Consider the following 17069-nt stretch of genomic DNA (forward strand, 5'->3'; position numbering starts at 1 on the left):
GGGGACCACAGGGCGGGGACCCAGCGGGTGGGGACACAGGGGGAAGCGGACGGACCCGGCGCTCGGGGAAAGAGCCGGGTCCTTCCGCTGTCTGCCGCGCCGGATCAGGCGCGGGCGACGAAGACGTGCGCGGCGATCTCCTTGTCCAGCTCGGCGGCCTCGCCGCCGCTGCTGACCAGGACCCCGCCGGGCGCCTCGGTCACGCTGACCACCGCGCCCGGCTGCACACCGGCCCGGCGCAGCGTGTACATCAGCTGGGCGTCGGTCTGGATCGGCTCGCCGATCCGGCGGATCACCACGCTCTTGCCCTCGGTGCCCGGGGCCAGCAGGTCCAGGGTGACCAGGGTCTCCCCCGCGCCGTCGTCGGACGGCAGCTCGCCCAGCTCCTCCAGGCCCGGGATCGGGTTGCCGTACGGCGACTGGGTGGGGTGCCGCAGCAGTTCCAGCACCCGGCGCTCCACCGCCTCGCTCATCACGTGCTCCCAGCGGCAGGCCTCGGCGTGCACCTGCTCCCATTCCAGGCCGATGACGTCGACCAGCAGGCATTCGGCGATGCGGTGCTTGCGCATCACCCGGGTCGCGAGCTTGCGCCCGCCGTCGGTCAGCTCCAGATGGCGGTCGTCGGCGACCTCAAGCAGGCCGTCCCGCTCCATGCGGGCGACGGTCTGGCTGACCGTGGGCCCGCTCTGCTCCAGGCGCTCCGCGATCCGGGCGCGCATCGGGACGACGCCCTCCTCCTCCAGTTCGAAGATGGTGCGCAGGTACATCTCAGTGGTGTCGATCAGGTGCCCTGACATCGGCCGCGGGCTCCGTTCCTCGTGGGCTGTCGTGGTCGCTGCACCAATTCTGACGCATAGCGCCGACAAACCCCCCGTCCCGTGCCCGGGACCCTGTTGACAGGGCCCCGGTCAAGGCAGCAGCGTGCCTCCGGACGGAGCCCCCATCCCAGCGAAAGCGAGCGCATTCCTGATGAGCGATCTTGCCGGGCAGTACTTCGACGCCGCGGTCTCCCTGCTCCAGCGGGTCCGCACGGAGGAGGCCGGGAACATCGGCCGCGCGGGCGAGGCCCTGGCCGGGACGGTGCGGTCGGGCGGCCGGATCTTCGCCTTCGGCGCCGGGCACTCCTCACTGGCCGCGCAGGACGTGGTCTACCGGGCCGGCGGCCTGGTGCTGATGAACCTGCTCGCGGTGCCGGGGGTGACCGGGGTCGACGTCGTCCCGGCGCACCTGGGCAGCTCGCTGGAGCGGGTGTCCGGGCTGGCCACGGCCACCCTGGACGCCAGCCCGGCCCGGCGCGGCGACCTGCTGTTCGTGATCTCGCTGTCCGGTCGGCAGGTGATGCCGGTGGAGCTGGCGATGCACGCCCGCGAGCGCGGGATGACCGTGGTCGGGGTCACCTCGCTGGCCTACCCGGCGGCGGTGTCCTCGCGGCACCCGTCCGGCACCTACCTCAAGGACCAGTGCGACGTGGTGCTGGACAACAAGATCGCGGTCGGCGACGGCGAGCTGACCGCCGAGGGCGCGGACACCACCTTCGGGCCGGTCTCCAGCATCACCACCATCGCGCTGATGCAGGCCGTGGTCGCCACCGCGGTCGGGCTGCTGGCCGCGGAGGGGCCGCCGCCCGCGCTGTTCCGCTCCGGCAACGTGGACGGCGGGATGGACTGGAACGCCAAGCTGATGGCCGAGCACCGGGACCGGGTCTTCTACACCTTCTGACCGCGGTCGGCGCGGCCGGCCAGGTCGACGGCCGCGGCGACCCGGGCCGCGATGTCCTCGGCGTAGGCGATGTCGGCCCGGTCGAACCGCGGCCGGGTCGCGCCGCGCAGGAAGGTCAGCACCCCGACCGTCCGGCCGCGGCTGCGCAGCGCCGTGCAGAGCCCGTGCACGGTGCCGCTGGGCCAGTGCCGCAGCAGCGCCCAGTCCGGGCGCTGCCGCGGCTCGGACGCGGCGGCGGCGCCCGCGGGGGCGGCCGGGGGCGCGTCGGAGACCGCGACCGTCCCGGCCCGCTCCAGGGCGCGGACCGCGGGGTGGACCTCGCCGTAGCGGGCCGGGATGCCGGAGGGCTCCAGCGCGGCCTCCTGGCCGACCGCGCCGACCGGGGACACCGCCGCCCGCACCAGCCCGCTGCCGCCGCGGTCCTCGACCACGTCCAGCAGCGCGTAGTCGGCGAAGCCGGCCAGCACGAAGTCCAGGTAGCCGACCGCGCCCTCCATCGGGTCCTCGCACTCGGCCGCGGCCTGCCCGGCCCGGCGCAGCTGGGTGGCCCGGAACCGCAGCACCGTGCCCTCCTGCTCGGACTGCTCGTGCAGGGTGACGTCCTCGAAGAACCAGGCCACGCCGAGCGGCACCGGCTCCTCGCCGAGCGGCGAGCCGAGCCGGACGAACTCGCTGCGCCAGCAGCGGCGGCGGCCCGGGTCGGCGCGCAGCGCGGCCCACAGCTTGACCCCGCTGAGCGGCTTCCCGGTGGCCAGCACGTGCTGCAGCGCGGCCTCCAGCTCCTGGACGCCGTCGCCGAGCACCTCCCCCAGCGGATGGCCGAGCAGGGCGTTGCGCTCGCAGTCCAGCCAGCGGGCGGCGGCGTCGCCGACGGCGGCCGGGCGCAGGTCGGCGTCCACCAGCACCACGCCGGTCGGGGCCTCGTCCATCATCGCCTCGGCCAGCGCCAGCGAGCGCTCCAGCTCGACCTGCGCGCCGGCCTCGGAGAAGGCGAAGTAGAGCCCGAGCCCGCGGCCGTCGGGGGCGGCCACCCGGTGCGCCTGGGCCCGGACCAGCACCCGGCGGCCGTCCCTGGTCAGCAGCGCGAACTCGTGCACCCGGGGCGGCGCCCCGGCGCCGGCGCCGAGCAGCTGTGCGCGGACCGCCTCGGCGTCCGCCGGGCGCAGCGCCCAGCCCTCAAGACCGGGGCGGCCGACCGCCTCCTCGACGGTCCAGCCGAGCATCCGGGCGGCCTCGCGGTTCCAGTGGGTGAGGACGCCGTCGCGGTCCATCGCGGCAAGGCCGACCTCCATGCCGTCCAGCAGGGCGGCCAGCAGCCGCGCGTCGGCGTCGGCCTGCACAGTCGCTCCCCGCAGCGCGGGTCCTTGGGCGTCCAATTCCGGGGCACCTCCCCAACCGGGTCGTCCCCATTCAACTCGCCCGTCCCGGCGGATACACCAGTTTCCGCCAAAAGTCCCCCGACCGGGAGGATTCGCGCTATCGACGGCGGCCGGGAAAAGCCGTTGCCGTACCTCCGCGGGGGTGCCTACAGTGGCCGCACACTGAAAGGAGGTGATCCGAAAGTATGAGTACTTCCGGGACTCGTGAGGTGGCTGCTTCCTAGCAGCCCTTACCCGCTGTGCGCGTAAGGGCGGCGGGGCAATCCAGAGCAGTCACCCGGCCCCTGGGCCCGCCGGCCGTCCTCCGGCGCCCGTCCCCCCTTCGGGACGGGAGCAGGCCCAGGGGCCGTTCCCTTTCCCTCCTCCCCGCTCCAGGCCCGCCCTCAGGAAAGTTCGGCGCATACGTGTGCTGTGCAGAGCCGCTGGGCAGCGTCAGACTTGGCGCAGTCCGGCCGTCCTCCGTCCAGGGGCAGCACGGCGACACGAGGGGGATGTCGATGATCCAGAAGGACCCGTCGAGCCAGCGCGAGCGGGAACTGCTCCCGGAGCCCTTCTGGGCGGTGGACCTGGCCTCGCTGCGCGGCCAGTCGCGCTCGATCACCTGGTACCGGGGCCAGATGCTGATGCTGGTCCTCGCCGCGCTGGCCGGGATAGGCAACGTCAGCAAGGACCACCTCAACTGGCTGCAGGGCGTCTCCGCGCTGCTGTTCGCGGGGGCCGGCTACTTCTGGTGGCGGCTGGGCCGGGACAAGCCGCAGACGCTCTGGTACGAGGGCCGCGCCGCGGCCGAGTCGATGAAGACCCTGGTCTGGAAGTACGTGGTCCGGGCCTGGCCGTTCGCCGGGGACGCCGACTCGGGCGAGGCCGACGAGGCCTTCCTCAAGCAGATGAACGAGGTGTTCCTGGCCTTCGGCGAGAGCACGGTGATACCGGTCGACGCCCAGCCGATGATCACCGACGCGATGCGGCGGCAGCGGCAGCTCCCGCTGGCCATGCGCCGCGACGTCTACCTGCAGGAGCGGATCCGGCCGCAGCGGACCTGGTACCAGTCCCGGGCCGACCGCTGCGAGAGCGCCACCACCACCTGGCAGTTGATCTCCAGCGCCACCATCATCGTCGCCGTGGCCTTCGCCGTGATCCAGTTCCTGGGGCTGGCGAACCTGCACCTGCTCGGCGTGTGCACCACCATCGCCGCCGCGGTGACCGCCTGGACCCAGCTGAAGCAGTTCCGCCCGCTGGCCTCGGCCTACCGTCTCGCCGCCGCCGAACTCGGAATGATCGAGGCCGAGTTGACCCACTTCAACATCAACGTCCCGATGGCCGAGGAGCGTTGGTCCCGACTCTCCAGCGACGCCGAGGACGCGGTCTCCCGGGAGCACACCATCTGGCGGGCCCGCCGCGACCGGCGGGTCTGATGCGTCACACGTCCTGACACGTTCTGTACGGGGACGATCCGACTCGGCAGACTGGGACGGACGCCAGGGGGACGCCGATGCCGTACCAGGAACCGCCGCGCCGCCGGGAGGCGGAACTGCTGCCCGACCCGTTCTGGGCCGCCGACCAGGCCGCACTGAGGGGCCAGGACTCCGCCCTGTACTGGTACCGCTGGCAGTTGGGGCTGACCCTGCTCGCCGCCCTGTTCGGGGTGTTCCCGGCGCACCGGGTGGACGGGGTGAACATCGTCCCGCTGCTCTCGGTCGCCTCCTTCGCCGGGGCCGGCGGCTTCGCGCTGGCGCTGCACCGGCTCTCCCCGCAGGAGCTGTGGTACCAGGGCCGTTCCGCAGCCGAGTCGTTGAAGACGCTCACCTGGAAGTACCTGGTCCAGGCCCGGCCCTTCGACGGTCCGGCCCAGTCGCCGCTGGCCGACCGGCGCTTCCTGGAGGCGCTGCGGGACGTCCCGCGGTCCTACCCCGGGATCGGGACGAGCATCGGGACGGCCACCGGACCCGACGGGCCGCAGATCACCCAGCGGATGCGGGACGAGCGGCGGAAGCCGCTGCAGCAGCGCCGCCAGCTCTACCTGACCGAACGGGTCTACGCCCAGCGGACCTGGTACCTCTCCCGGGCCGACGAGTGCGACCACAAGTCCCAGGTGTGGGCCCTGTGGACGGTGCTGATGTTCGTGACCGGCATCGCGGTCGCGGTCGCGGAGGCGACCAGCTACCCGTCGGCGCACGTGCTCGGCCTGTTCTCCACCGGCGCGGCCACGGTGACCGCCTGGGCCCAGCTCAAGCAGTTCCGCCCGCTCGCCGCCGCCTACCGGCTGGCCGCCCGCGAGCTGGACCGCATCTCCGCCCTGCTGGCCCGGATCGACCTCGGCGCCAAGGACGCCGAGGAGGCCTGGTCCCGGCTGGCGGGCGAGGCCGAGGACACCATCTCCCGCGAGCACATCATCTGGCGGGCCCGCAGCCAGCACCGCACCTGAGACCACCCCAGAGGAGCGACATTGCCGGGAACGACCGTCGAACTGCCGGACCGCAGGACACTCGCCGTGGAGACGTCGGGCAGCGCGCGCGGCAAGCCGGTCTTCCTGCTGCACGGCACCCCCGGCAGCAGGCTGGGCCAGGCCCCCCGCGGCGCGCTGCTGACCTGGATGGGCATCCGCCTGATCACCTTCGACCGCCCCGGCTACGGCGACTCCGACCGCTTACCGGGCCGCCGGGTCGCGGACGGCGCGGCCGACGTCGCCGCGGTCGCCGACGCCCTCGGCCTGAAGGAGTTCGCCGTGGTCGGCCGCTCCGGCGGGGCCCCGCACGCGATGGCCTGCGCCGCCCTGCTGCCGGACCGGGTGACCCGCACCGCGGTCCTGGTCAGCCTGGCCCCGCGGGATGCGGCCGGGCTGGACTGGTACGCGGGGATGGCGCCGGCGAACGTCCGGGACCACTCCAGCGCCCTGGACGGCAGCCTGACCCTGGCCCCGTCGCTGCGGGCCCGCTCCCGGGACATCAGGAGCGACCCCTACCGGCTGGTGGCCGCGCTCAAGGAGGAGATGCCGGACTCCGACCGGCGGATGGTCGCCGACCAGGGCGTGCGGGTGATGCTGCAGAACAACTTCCGCGAGGCGATGCGCAGCCCCGACGCCGGCGGCTGGATCGACGACGTGGTGGCGTTCAACCAGCACTGGGGCTTCGACCCGGCCGACATCCCCGGCCCGGTGCTGATCTGGCACGGCGAGGACGACGTGTTCTGCCCGGCCGAGCACGCCCGCTGGCTGGCCGAGCGGATCCCCCGCTCGATCCTGCGGATCGAGCGGGGCGCCGCCCACTTCGGGGTGCTCCGGCGGCTGCCGCAGATCCTCCCGTGGGCGGCCCGCTGACGGTTCGTCAGACCGGCTGCAGCTCCAGGTCCCGGCCGTTCCTGCGCCAGCTGCGGACGCTGCGGGTGGCCGGGTGCTCCTCGCCGAGCTGCCGGATCAGCTCGGCGATGACCCGGCCGCGCAGCTCCGTCGCCTCCTGCTTGCGGCCCGAGTCGCGCAGGGTCACCGCCAGGTTGCCCTCGCAGACCACCACGTCCGGGTGCAGCGACCCGTAGCGCTCGGTCAGCCCGGCCAGCGCCTGCCGGCCCAGCTGCTCGGCCCGGACGTAGTCCGCGCTGTCGCCGTAGCAGTTGGCGAGGTTGACCATGACCGACAGGGTGAACGGGTGCTCCTGGCCGATCACCCGCCGCATCGACGCCAGGGTGGACTCGCCCAACGCGGTCGCCTCGGCGACCTGGCCGCTGTCCCTGAGGTAGATCCCGACGTTGTTGGCACAGGCCAGGGTGAACGGGTGCTCCGCGCCGAGCGACTCGCGGTAGCCCTGGTGCACCGACTCGGCGAAGTCCCGGGCCGCCTCCTTGTCGCCGACCGCCGAGTAGTCGGCGGCCAGGTTGAGCGCGCAGGCCAGGGTGTCCGGCGAGGAGGCGCCGTAGCGGTCCAGGTAGCGGTCGTAGGTGTCCTTGGTGAGCTGCCGGGCCTCGGCCTGCCGGCCGATCCGGCGCAGCGCGACCGCGTAGCTCTTGGCGTAGCGCAGCGTCGGCAGGTCGGTCACCGGCACCGCCGCGTAGGCCTCCTGGAACTGCTCCAGCAGTTGCACCGAGCCCTGGTAGTCGCCCAGCGCCCGCAGGTCCTCGGCCAGGGTGGCCATGCTGGTCAGGCTGTCCTGGTGCTGCGGGCCGAGCACCGCGACCCGCTTGGAGTAGGTGTCCTCGTTCAGGGCGCGGGCGGCGGCGTAGTCGCCGGTGAAGCGGTAGTCCAGGGCCAGGTTGTGGGCGGCCTTGAGGGTGCGGATGTGCTCCTCCCCGAATATCTCGCGGAGTTTGGCGTAGGTCTCCTGGTCCCGGACCAGCGCCTCGGCGAAGCGGCCCAGGGTGCGCAGGTCGCCGCCCAGGCTGCCGACCGTCATCAGCGAGTGCAGGTGGTCCCGGCCGAGCACCGCCTGCTGCCGGTCCCAGGTGTCCTGGTCCAGCTCCAGCGCCTCCTCGAACCGGCCCTGGCTGCGCAGCACGTTGGCCAGCTGGAACCGCAGCACCAGGGTCTGCCGGTCGTCGGAGCCCATCTTCTCGGTCCAGGCCTCGTTCAGCCGGTGGCCGAGCTCCTCGGCGGCCTCCAGCTCGCCGCGGACCCACAGGTAGCGCACCCGGTCCACCAGCAGCTGGCGGCCCTCGGGCTCGTCGCACAGGTGCGCCTCGGAGGGGGTCAGGTGCGGCCAGATCAGTTCGAAGTCCGGCCAGCTGGCCCAGTCGTCGACCTCGCGGTTCTTCGGCCGGGCGGCAGACAGGATCTGGTGCACCTCGTGCTTGGTCACCTCCTGCCGCTCGTGGTCGAGTTCGGACCGGATCACCGCCTGCACCATCCGGTGCACCTGGAAGGTCTGGCTGTTGGTGTCAACCTTCGCCAGCCCGTACCGGGTGACCGCGCGGACCACCTTGCCGAGCATGACCTCCTCGGTCAGGTCGGAGTCGTAGGCGACCAGGAACTTCGCCATCTGCTCGTTGTAGATCAGGCTGAGCGCCACCGGGTCGGCCGAGAAGTAGGCGCACAGCTGGAGCAGCCGGTTGGCCGCCGGGGACTGCTCGCGGAGCCTCGCTATCGAGACGTTCCAGGTGGCGCTGAACCGCTGCGGGTAGTCCTGGGTCTCGATCTGGGTGGTGGTCAGCGCCTTGACCGCCTCCCGCTGCAGTTCGGCGATGTAGGCGCTGACCGGGGTCCCGGTGGTCTCCAGCCAGGCGGCGGCGATCTCCACCGCCAGCGGCAGGTCGCCGACCGCCTCGGCGACCTGGTCGGCGTCGGCCCGGCTGAGGCCGGTGCTGCGGCGGCGCAGGTGCTCGATGCTCTCGTTGCGGGTGAAGACGTCCACCGGCAGCGGCTTGGCCTGGGCGGTCCAGGCCGGGTTGCGGGAGGTGATCAGCACGTGCCCGGGGCCGCCGGGCAGGAACCTGGCGATCTCGGACGGCTTGTCGGCGTTGTCGAAGATCAGCAGCCAGCGGTCGGTCCTGGTGCCCTGGCGCAGCGCCTCCCTGGCCGCCTCGGCCGCCTCGGCGACGTTGTCGCCGACCCGGAGCTGCAGTTTCGCGGCCAGCTCGGCCAGCGACAGCATCACCTGGTCGGACTGCTCGGACTCGACCCACCAGACCAGGTCGTAGTCGGCCATGAAGCGGTGCGCGTACTCCAGCGCGACCTGGGTCTTGCCGACGCCGCCGAGGCCGTAGAGCGTGGTGGGGGTGGGCAGCACCACGGCCGGGCTGCCGCCGCGGAGCTGGTCGCGCAGGTTCTCCAGGATCACCGACCGGCCGGTGAAGGCGGGGTTGCGGAGCCGGACGTTCCAGATGTCCGGGCGGGTGCCGGGGAAGCGCGGCCCGTCCGGGGAGAGCGTCTGGGTGAACTCCTGCCCGTCCCGGCGCAGCGCGCGCAGCAGCGAGGTCGCCGCCTGCGCCTCGTCCAGCCGGACCAGGTCCACCGCGTTGCGGTTGTTGAACGGGGCCGACAAGCGCACCTCGCCGACCCGCACGGGTATCAGCTCACGCCGGTCGCCGGACGGGTCCGCGTCGGTCACCGACCCCCAGACCGCAGCGGCCTGCGGGGAGCGGACGTACGAGGGGGACAGCACCACCAGGGTGCGGGCCGCCGCGTCCATGCCCTGCTCGGCCTCGGCCCTGGGCTCGGCGCCGACCTCGTGCGGCAGCACCCGCAGCCCCGCCCCGGTCAGCAGCGCCGCGATCCAGTCCGCCCACATCCGGTCCTCGGGCGCGTACGACAGGAAGATGTCCTCGCGGATCGCGGGCCTGCGCCGGGTGAAGGAGTCGGCGTAGCGCAGCCGCACGTCCTCCGGCATCACCGGCAGGCTGGTCACCTGGCCGTTCGTCAGCTCCGCGGTGAGCCGCTCGCAGGCGGACAGCAGCGAGTTGGGCGAGCCCGGCTGGTCGCCGAAGGTCGCCAGGATCTCCTCGTAGGCGTAGAAGGGGCGGTAGGGGATCTCCACCGCGCCCCAGTACCGGGCCAGCCGGGTCTCGTTCATCCCCTCGGGCAGGCCGCCGAAGCGCTGCCGGGCCAGCGCCCGGCCCGCGTCCGCCTTCACCTTCTCGAAGTCGTCGACCCGCATCGGGACCGGCAGGATCCGGATGCCGCGGGAGTGGTAGCGCTCGGTGACGGTCCGGGCGATGGAGGAGGCGCCCTCGATGCTCTGGTCGCTGAGGGTGAAGCAGACCACCAGGTCGTCGGGCATCTCCACGGTGCAGATGTCGGCTATGTCGGAGAGGCCGGTCCGGCTGTCGATGAGGATGTAGTCGTAGTGGCTGCGCATGTCCTCGCGCATCGCCGCGAAGAACTGACTGCCGTTCAACTCCTCATAGAAGTGGTCCCAGTTGATGCCGGCGACGGTGATCGCGTAGTCGCTCCTGACCAGTCCGGCGGAGAGGAAGTCCAGGCTCCCGCCCTCGGGGAACAGCGGCCAGTTGACCGAGAGGGCGTGCCGCCGGACCCGGGCGAAGTCCTGGTGCCAGCCGCTCTCCCGGGGTACGTCGCGGAGCGCCTCCTCCCGGTAGTCCATGATCAGGTCGATCACCCCGGTGGTGGCCCCCATCGCCTCCTGGTCCAGGAACGGCCGGAAGAAGTGGGCCAGTCCCGGAGCCTCCAGGTCCCAGTCCACGGTCAGCACCCGGTTGCCGTTGGCGGCCAGGATCCAGGCGGTGTTGGCCAGCGCCATCGTGCGGCCGGTACCGCCCTTGTAGGAGTAGAAGGTGATGATGCGGCCGTTCCTGTCCTCCACCTGGTACTCGCTCATGAGTCCGTTTCCTCCGCCGGGTCCGCTTGGCTGATGTCAGGATCCGTGCTGCCCGGGTCGTCCGTACCCGGGTCGTCCTCGGTGCCGGTCGGTTCGCCCGGGAAGGGTGGGGAGTGCCCGGGGGCGGTACGCAGACTCGGCCGGCCCGACGAGTGGCCCGCATGGCCGCGGGACGGGGCCGCCGGGCCCTTGCCGCCGGCCTGCTTGCCCCGGTCGTTGAACCCGTAGATCGCCCGCTGTGCCGCGCGCGGGAGTTCGGCCTCGAAGGAGTCCAGGGTCGGCAGTCCGTCGAAGCCGCCGCGCAGGCTCGGCCGGGTGTCCCGGCGCCGGTGCCGCAGCGCCTCCTCGGCCGCGCTCAGCAGTTCCCCGTTGGCCCGCTGGCACTCCGGGTCGTCCGCGTTCCACGGTTCCAACAGGCTGATCCAGGCCGGGTTGCGCTGGTCGAAGGCCTTGACCAGCTCCCGCCTGGCCGGGTCGAGCAGGGCCCAGCGGTCGAGCAGCAGCAGCCCGGGGGCGGTCGGCTCCTCGGCGCTCAGCACCGACGCGACCTCGTCCTCGAACTCGTGGATGCTGGGGTGGAAGCCCAACTGCCGGGCCACCCGGTCGGCGTGCTGCACCAGCGGGCGGCTGGAGTCGGGGCGGTAGGGCTGCCAGTCGAGCCCGCTCTGCCCGTAGGAGTCCGCGGAGCGCCCCGGCGGCAGGTTCTCCGACTCGCAGGCGAGCACCGCTATCCGTAACTGCCGGGACGGCGCCGGGTCGTCGAAGGCGCCCGGCCGGGTCAGGAAGTCCTCCCGGCGGCCCACCGGGATCATCGTCTGCTCCGCCACCTGCACGATCCGCTGGGCCAGCCGGTGCACCGCCAGGTCGTAGGCGTCCCGGAAGTAGTTCAGCTTCAGCAGGGCGTAGAGGCCCTCGCGGACGTAGTCCTGGCCGAAGTCGCTGTGGTTGAACTGCAGTCTGCTGGCGACCGGGGGCAGCGAGCTCTGCGGGAGGGTCACCCACAGCGCCGGCACGATCCCGCTGGCGTGGCCGCTGTTCCGGGGTATCCGGTACACCGGGCGGGAGGCGAAGGCGTCCCACTCCTGGCCGCAGGCGACACTGCGGAAGTAGCGCGGCGAGTACAGCGGGACGAAGACCCGGCAGTGCGCCAGCGCCTCGGCTATCCGGTCGGCCCAGCCCTCGCCGAGGTGCATGCCGCGGTCCATGAAGCCCGGCGGCTCGCCCTCGGGCAGGTCCGTCAGCTCCATGACGGCCGCGCAGAGGTCCTTGTAGAGCTGGTGGACCCAGTGGCTGGGATCGCCGTCCACCTGGCTGTTCGCCGGGGTGTGCGCGTAACTCAGAAAGAAGTAGGGGCGAGGCGCGTCCTCACCCCATCCTTCGCGGACACTCAAGCGCTACCCCCGAACACAGGCCTGCTCCGAAGAACAAAGACTCTCACGGACCGTCAAGCTTTGGTCAGAGTACGTGTGATGAGTACTCATCAGACAGTCGGCGGCCCGTCAGCCAGTCGGTCGCGGCGTCGACGGCCGGGACGATCGGCACCAGCAGGCAGTCGGCGTCTCCCAGCCTGCCTTCCCCGAACGGCACCCGTTCACGCACCGCGGCGCCGAGTACCGGGAAGTGCCGGTCGTCGAGGTCCACTCCTTCGAAGTCGATCCAGCGGCGCTCGCCGTCCGCGCCGCGCACCAGGCAGGTGTACGGCCGCCGGGGCGGGTCGGGCACCCGGCAGTCGGCCAGGTGGTAGGGGGTGAGCAGCCAGTCCGGGATGCCGACCAGCAGCGCCGAGGCGTTCAGCTTGTAGAGCCGGCCGAGCGGGGAGTCCTCGCCCAGGTGGCAGTCGAGCCGGTGGTCCTCCACGATCCAGCGGGCGTCCGGGCCGACCGCCGCGAATGAGGTCTGCGGATGCGCGCTGCGCAACGCCCCCGGTGTGGTCCTGACCGCCTCCGCCAGCCGCCCGACCGACGGCGAGCAGGGGGTGGTCGCCGGGTCGAAGGCGGGCATCGCGGCCCGGTGGCGCTCCCGCTCCGGCGCGCCCATCCCGGCCGTGGCCTCCCGGTAGAGCCGTGAGGAACGCGAGTTCTCCGGGGTCGCGGTGTAGACGACCAGCGTGCCACCGGGGCCCAGCGCCCGCCGCAGCGCCCGCACCACCGTGTCCGCCCCCCCGGCCACCGGTCCTACGCTGCGCAGCGAGGACTGGACCAGCAGCACGCCGCCGCGCGGCACCCCGGCGCCGACCAGGTCGTCGACCAGTTCGTCCTCACCGCGCACGCTGGATTCAGCTCCCCGGGACCAGGGCCGGCCCCCGGCCGGACGGCCGGGTCGAGCACGGCTCGTCCAGCCAGGGTGCCACGGTGGCCCGCATTCCGGCAGTGAAGCGCTCGCCGAGTTCGGTGAGCGAGCCGGATCCGGCCAGGTCCTCGACCGCCTGGGCGGTGTGCCGCCGCCAGGTGTCGAACGCGGCCGAGGCGTGCGCGACCGCGGCGTCGTCCGCGCCCTGCCCGATCAGGTCGAGCCGCCGGGAGCGCCAGTACTCCGCCACCGCGACATGGGCGTAGGTGCCCTGGAACAGGCCCTCCAGCGGACGCGGGTCGGGGCGCCAGGGCGGCGAGAACCGCGGCGCGGTGTCGGTGGGGTCGAACAGGTCCGCCAGGTCGAGCACCGCGCCCAGCTTGACGTGCTGGAACTCATGGACGATCAGCAGCGCCAGGGTGTCGGGACCGGCCGGGCGGGCGATACCGACCGTGCCGAAGGCCTGCCTGGCCGCCGCGCTGACATCGCTGCCCTCGGGGCCCGGCGCCAGCGGGGTGATGGTGGAGAGCCCGGCCGCGACGCCGTCGGCGTACCCGGGCAGGGTCCGCCGGATCAGCTGCCAGGCCTCGGCGAGCGCGGACCGCCAGGCCTCGGCCTCGCCCCGGGACAGCCGTCCGGCCACCGGGTGCAGATGGGCGTCGCGCTGCGGATCGGTGTCCTCCAACGCCACGGTCCAGCCCGGCAGTTCGCAGCGCCGCAGCGGCTGCCAGCGCGGGTCCCGGTCGTCGTCCCAGCCGTCGCCGTCCGTGGAGATCCGCAGCGGCTCTCCGCCGGAGCGCACCTGGAAGCCGTCCGGGCGCGCGGTGACCAGCGCCTCGGACACCCCGTCCAGCCGCAGCGCGCCGAGGGTGGGCAGCCGCAGCAGGCCGCCCCGCACCGGGACCCGCACCGCGCGGTCGTAGCCGGCCCGCACCGCGGCCGCGGCGGCGATCTCGGCCAGGCCCCCGGCGTCGGCGCCGCCGTCGCCCTGGAGGCACCGGTAGGCCCAGGAGCGGGTGTACGGGTGCGCCATCACCTGGTCGAGCGCCTGCGGAGCCGCGGTGTCCAGCTCGGTCATCAACTCCCAGGCGGCCCGCGCCTCCGGGCTCCGGCCGGTCTGGCTGAACACCCGCGCGACGATCTCCCGGCTGACCTCGAACTGGCTGTCGGCGAGGGCGCGCACCGCCCCGGCGCCGCCGTAGCCGGCCGCCAGCTCCCGCAGCTGCTCCTGGTCCGGGCCCGGCGTGCGGTCCGGTGCCTGGGCATCCGGTGCCGACACGGTTTGCTCCTCGATGTCGGTGATGAGTTTCAGCAGGTCGGCGCAGAAGACCGAGGGATTGTCGAAGCCGTGGCCGGTGCGGTAGCGGTGGGCGTAGAGGCCGCCGCCGCAGGAACGCACCACCGGGCAGGCGCGGCACTGGGCGCTGAGCGACTCCAGGCCGAGCTGACGGTCGATCATGCCCGGGTGCCGGGCCGCGGTGTCCAGGTCGTGCGAGAAGACGTCGAACCCGGTGGCGGCGGCGCCGTCGAAGGCGGTCTTCAGCGAGTCCGCCTGCTCCAGGGTGCCGTCGGTGTCGATCACCACCAGGTCGGCCGGGTCCAGGCCCAGCGACTCGGTCAGGCTGCTCTGCCCGCGCAGCGTGCGCAGCACCGAGTCGAAGATCCGCACCGGCACCGGGCGGCCCTGCCGCTCCCAGCGCTCGAAGATCGCGCCGAGCCAGTCGGCGTACGGCGTGGGCGACCCGTCCGGTCGCAGCGGCGGCTCGTCCCAGGTGGCGTGCGGTAACAGGAAATCGATACGCGGCGGTTCGAGCTCGACCAGCGCCTCGTACACCGCGATCGGGTCGTTGCGAATGTCGATCGTGCACAGAATTCCGGCGTAGAGATGACGGAAACGGGGCTGGTTCAGCAGCTCGATCGCTTGGATGACTTTCGCATGGCTGCTGCGTCCGTCGGCATAGCGCCGGTGCAGGTCATTGGCTGCCTTGTCGCCGTCGAGGGAAATACCCACCTTGACGTCGAATTCAGCGAAGAGGTCGCAGAACCGCTCGTCGAGCAGCACCCCGTTGGTGTGGATGCGAAGATCGAGCGCGCACACCCCGGCCAGCGCCGCGGTCAGCTCCTCGGCCGCGCGGCGGAGCCGCGGCCGGCCGGCAAGCAGAGGCTCCCCACCGTGGAACACCACGTGCACGGCGCTGAGCCCATGGGCCTTCGCGTGCTCGGCGATACGTTCCGCCGTGCGCGTGAGGACCTCGTCGGAAGCGGCCTTGGGGCGGCCCATCCAACTCGTGTCAGCGTGTTCGTAGATGTAGCAGTGGTCGCAGGCGAGATCGCAACGGCTGTGCATCTTGAGAACGAACTGACTGAAAGGCACCAACGTAGTGTCCATGACGTAGCGGCAGGGAGCCCTCGGCGATCAGATGGATGAACTGAAAGCGGCCACCTCGACGCGATCCGCCCCGTTCACGGGCAGGATGCGCTGGAGCCTGGAACTGGGTGCGGCACCACCACCCGCCGTCATACGGGCCAGCGGAGTACGCGTCGGTCGAGCGGGGGCCGCAGGGACCCCCGCGGACTTGACAGCCACAGCAGTGTTCATAACCGGAGCCAATCAGAGGGAAGGGATTGAAGGGGTGAGCAGCTGCAATGTGCGGCGATATATCGGCTCCGGCGATTCCATGATCAACTAGCCCCAGAGATCCCTCCGGAACGGGTTTTTTCGCGCGCGCATACAACCACATAGCTCGAAGGGCACGTTACTCGCCCCCCGGACCAGCGTAGTTGGATTGAGCCATCCCGCCCTACAGGCGTGCACGAGTCCGCCTCCAAGGGACGTCTGGCCTCCGCTTCTCCGGCAACCCTCGGACCTGGCCTTTTGCCCGGCCCCTAGAATTCACTCGGCAGAGTGAAGGCGGCCTGCGGCCAAACAGTGGATCAGTAACGATTCAATAACATCTCCAGCCCCATCCGTCCCTCGGACGACCGGGCCGGTCCCAACTCCGGTTCCGGGCTCACGGCCTGAGCCGCCGCCAGGCCCCGGCGGGCCCGGCCCGCGGGGCCCGGGGCGAAATCCGAGCCGGGAATCCAGCGGTTTACCTCCGGGCCGATAACCGGGAAACAAACCCCGAAGACCGGACCTACAATCACCTCGGATAAGGAACCGAACGAGGGGCGGATTTCGTGAGTCCTGAACCAGGCCAGGTTCCGCGCGCCCGGGTGGAGCGGGTGGAGCACACGACCCTTGCGGCCAAGGCGGCGGACGGCCGCCTTTTGATGGTTTCCGAGTGGGGGAAACGCACCGGGGTCCCGGTCTTCGTGCTGCACGGCACCCCCGGCAGCCGGCTCGGCGTGGCCCCCCGCTCCAGCGTGCTGTTCCGGCTGGGCGTGCGGCTGATCGCCTACGACCGCCCCGGCTACGGCCGCTCGGACCGCGACCGGGGCCGCACCGTCGCCTCGGCCGCCGCGGACCTGCGCGCGGTCGCCGAGCAGCTGGGCATCGACCGGTTCGCCGTGGTCGGCCGCTCCGGCGGCGGACCGCACGCGCTGGCCTGCGCCGCGCTGCTGCCCGACCTGGTCACCCGGGCCGCCGCCATGGTCAGCCTGGCGCCGCTGGCCGGCCCCGACGGGATGGGCTCCGCCTGGTACGACGGCATGACCGAGGGCAATGTCGAGGCCTACACCCGCGCGGCCGGCGGCATCGCGGTGCTCGCCCCGGAGTTGGACGCCCGTTCCCGCTCGCTCCGGGAGGACCCCTCGCTGATGATCTCCCAGCTGCTGAAGGGGGCCCAGGCCGCCGACCAGAAGGTGATCTCCGACTCCGGGATCCGCCGGCTGCTCCGGGACAACTACCGGGAGGCGGTGCGGAACTCCGCCGACGGCTGGATCGACGACGCGCTGGCCTTCACCCGGGACTGGGGCTTCCCGCTCGACCGCATCCGGGCCGACGTCCTGCTCTGGCACGGCGACGAGGACGCCTTCGTGCCGGTGGGGCACTCCCGCTGGCTGCACCGGCGGATCCCCGGCTCGCAGCTGCGGGTGGTCCCGGGGAAGGCCCACCTGGACGCGGTGCCGGCCCTGCCGGACATCCTCACCTGGCTCAAGGGGCCGGGCCGGGTTGGCTGAAAGCACCACCGAAGGGCCGAGTACGGCTGTTCCCGCACGGCCTCCGCGGTCCTACATTGGAGGGACCCTCGGAAGCGGCGGCAAGGGGATGAATATGCCTCAGACCCCTTGCGCGGCAAGGCATCTCACGTATCATCACGCTCACGTCGCGCGCCCGGCACACGCTTGCGCGGCCCGGGGGCTCGGACACGCCATACCGTACCGGATATTCGTACTGGCGTGCCTTCGATGACCTGTTTGCGTGAATTGCGGAGGGGCGTTCTCGTGTCCGGTGGGTCGGCAGCGGCGGGTTCCGCCAGCA

Annotated in this window: 11 protein-coding genes; 5 read left to right on the forward strand and 6 right to left on the reverse strand. The window is 72.4% G+C overall.

Annotated features, from left to right (window positions below; translation table 11 throughout):
• Positions 1–104: 104 nt before the first annotated feature.
• On the reverse strand, positions 105–797 hold the full coding sequence (locus tag ACEZDE_RS01390) for a metal-dependent transcriptional regulator (protein ID WP_380530758.1): 693 nt from the start codon (positions 795–797) through the stop codon (positions 105–107).
• Positions 798–969: 172 nt separating this feature from the next.
• Here ACEZDE_RS01390 and ACEZDE_RS01395 point away from each other — a divergent pair, with 172 nt between their 5' ends.
• Entirely contained in the window at positions 970–1719 is a 750-nt protein-coding gene (locus tag ACEZDE_RS01395) for an SIS domain-containing protein (protein WP_380530761.1), read from the forward strand.
• Here the strand turns inward: ACEZDE_RS01395 and ACEZDE_RS01400 are convergent.
• Positions 1707–3059: a PAS domain-containing protein gene (locus ACEZDE_RS01400; RefSeq protein ID WP_380530764.1), complete on the reverse strand. Its 1353-nt coding sequence runs from the start codon at positions 3057–3059 to the stop codon at positions 1707–1709. The two genes, ACEZDE_RS01395 and ACEZDE_RS01400, sit on opposite strands and share 13 nt — an antisense overlap.
• A gap of 536 nt (positions 3060–3595) precedes the next feature.
• Here ACEZDE_RS01400 and ACEZDE_RS01405 point away from each other — a divergent pair.
• The 3 genes from ACEZDE_RS01405 (at position 3596) to ACEZDE_RS01415 (ending at position 6414) form a co-directional block, all read left to right on the forward strand.
• Entirely contained in the window at positions 3596–4513 is a 918-nt protein-coding gene (locus tag ACEZDE_RS01405) for a DUF4231 domain-containing protein (protein ID WP_380530767.1), read from the forward strand.
• Positions 4514–4590: 77 nt separating this feature from the next.
• Positions 4591–5523, forward strand: coding sequence for a DUF4231 domain-containing protein (locus tag ACEZDE_RS01410; protein ID WP_380530770.1), 933 nt, complete (start codon positions 4591–4593; stop codon positions 5521–5523).
• A 21-nt stretch (positions 5524–5544) separates the two neighbouring features.
• Positions 5545–6414 (forward strand): alpha/beta fold hydrolase, encoded by an 870-nt coding sequence (locus tag ACEZDE_RS01415; protein ID WP_380530773.1) that lies wholly within the window; start codon positions 5545–5547, stop codon positions 6412–6414.
• 7 nt (positions 6415–6421) lie between these two features.
• Here the strand turns inward: ACEZDE_RS01415 and fxsT are convergent, their stop codons facing one another.
• The 4 genes from fxsT to ACEZDE_RS01435 form a co-directional block, all read right to left on the reverse strand.
• Positions 6422–10357, reverse strand: a complete 3936-nt coding sequence (gene fxsT / locus ACEZDE_RS01420) for an FxSxx-COOH system tetratricopeptide repeat protein (protein ID WP_380530777.1) — start codon at positions 10355–10357, stop codon at positions 6422–6424.
• Positions 10354–11748: a TIR-like protein FxsC gene (locus ACEZDE_RS01425; RefSeq protein ID WP_380530779.1), complete on the reverse strand. Its 1395-nt coding sequence runs from the start codon at positions 11746–11748 to the stop codon at positions 10354–10356. Before ACEZDE_RS01425 ends, fxsT begins: the two co-directional genes overlap by 4 nt.
• A 64-nt stretch (positions 11749–11812) precedes the next feature.
• On the reverse strand, positions 11813–12625 hold the full coding sequence (locus ACEZDE_RS01430) for an aminoglycoside N(3)-acetyltransferase (protein ID WP_380530782.1): 813 nt from the start codon (positions 12623–12625) through the stop codon (positions 11813–11815).
• A 7-nt stretch (positions 12626–12632) separates the two neighbouring features.
• Positions 12633–15035 carry an FxsB family cyclophane-forming radical SAM/SPASM peptide maturase gene (locus tag ACEZDE_RS01435; protein WP_380530785.1) on the reverse strand — a complete coding sequence of 801 codons (2403 nt, stop codon included), beginning with the start codon at positions 15033–15035 and terminating at the stop codon, positions 12633–12635.
• 791 nt (positions 15036–15826) lie between these two features.
• Between ACEZDE_RS01435 and ACEZDE_RS01440 the strand changes: the two genes are divergently transcribed.
• Positions 15827–16768 carry an alpha/beta fold hydrolase gene (locus ACEZDE_RS01440; protein ID WP_380530788.1) on the forward strand — a complete coding sequence of 314 codons (942 nt, stop codon included), beginning with the start codon at positions 15827–15829 and terminating at the stop codon, positions 16766–16768.
• Positions 16769–17069 lie beyond the last annotated feature (301 nt).

The sequence above is a fragment of the Streptacidiphilus cavernicola genome, from assembly GCF_042510955.1.
GTDB lineage: Bacteria > Actinomycetota > Actinomycetes > Streptomycetales > Streptomycetaceae > Streptacidiphilus > Streptacidiphilus cavernicola.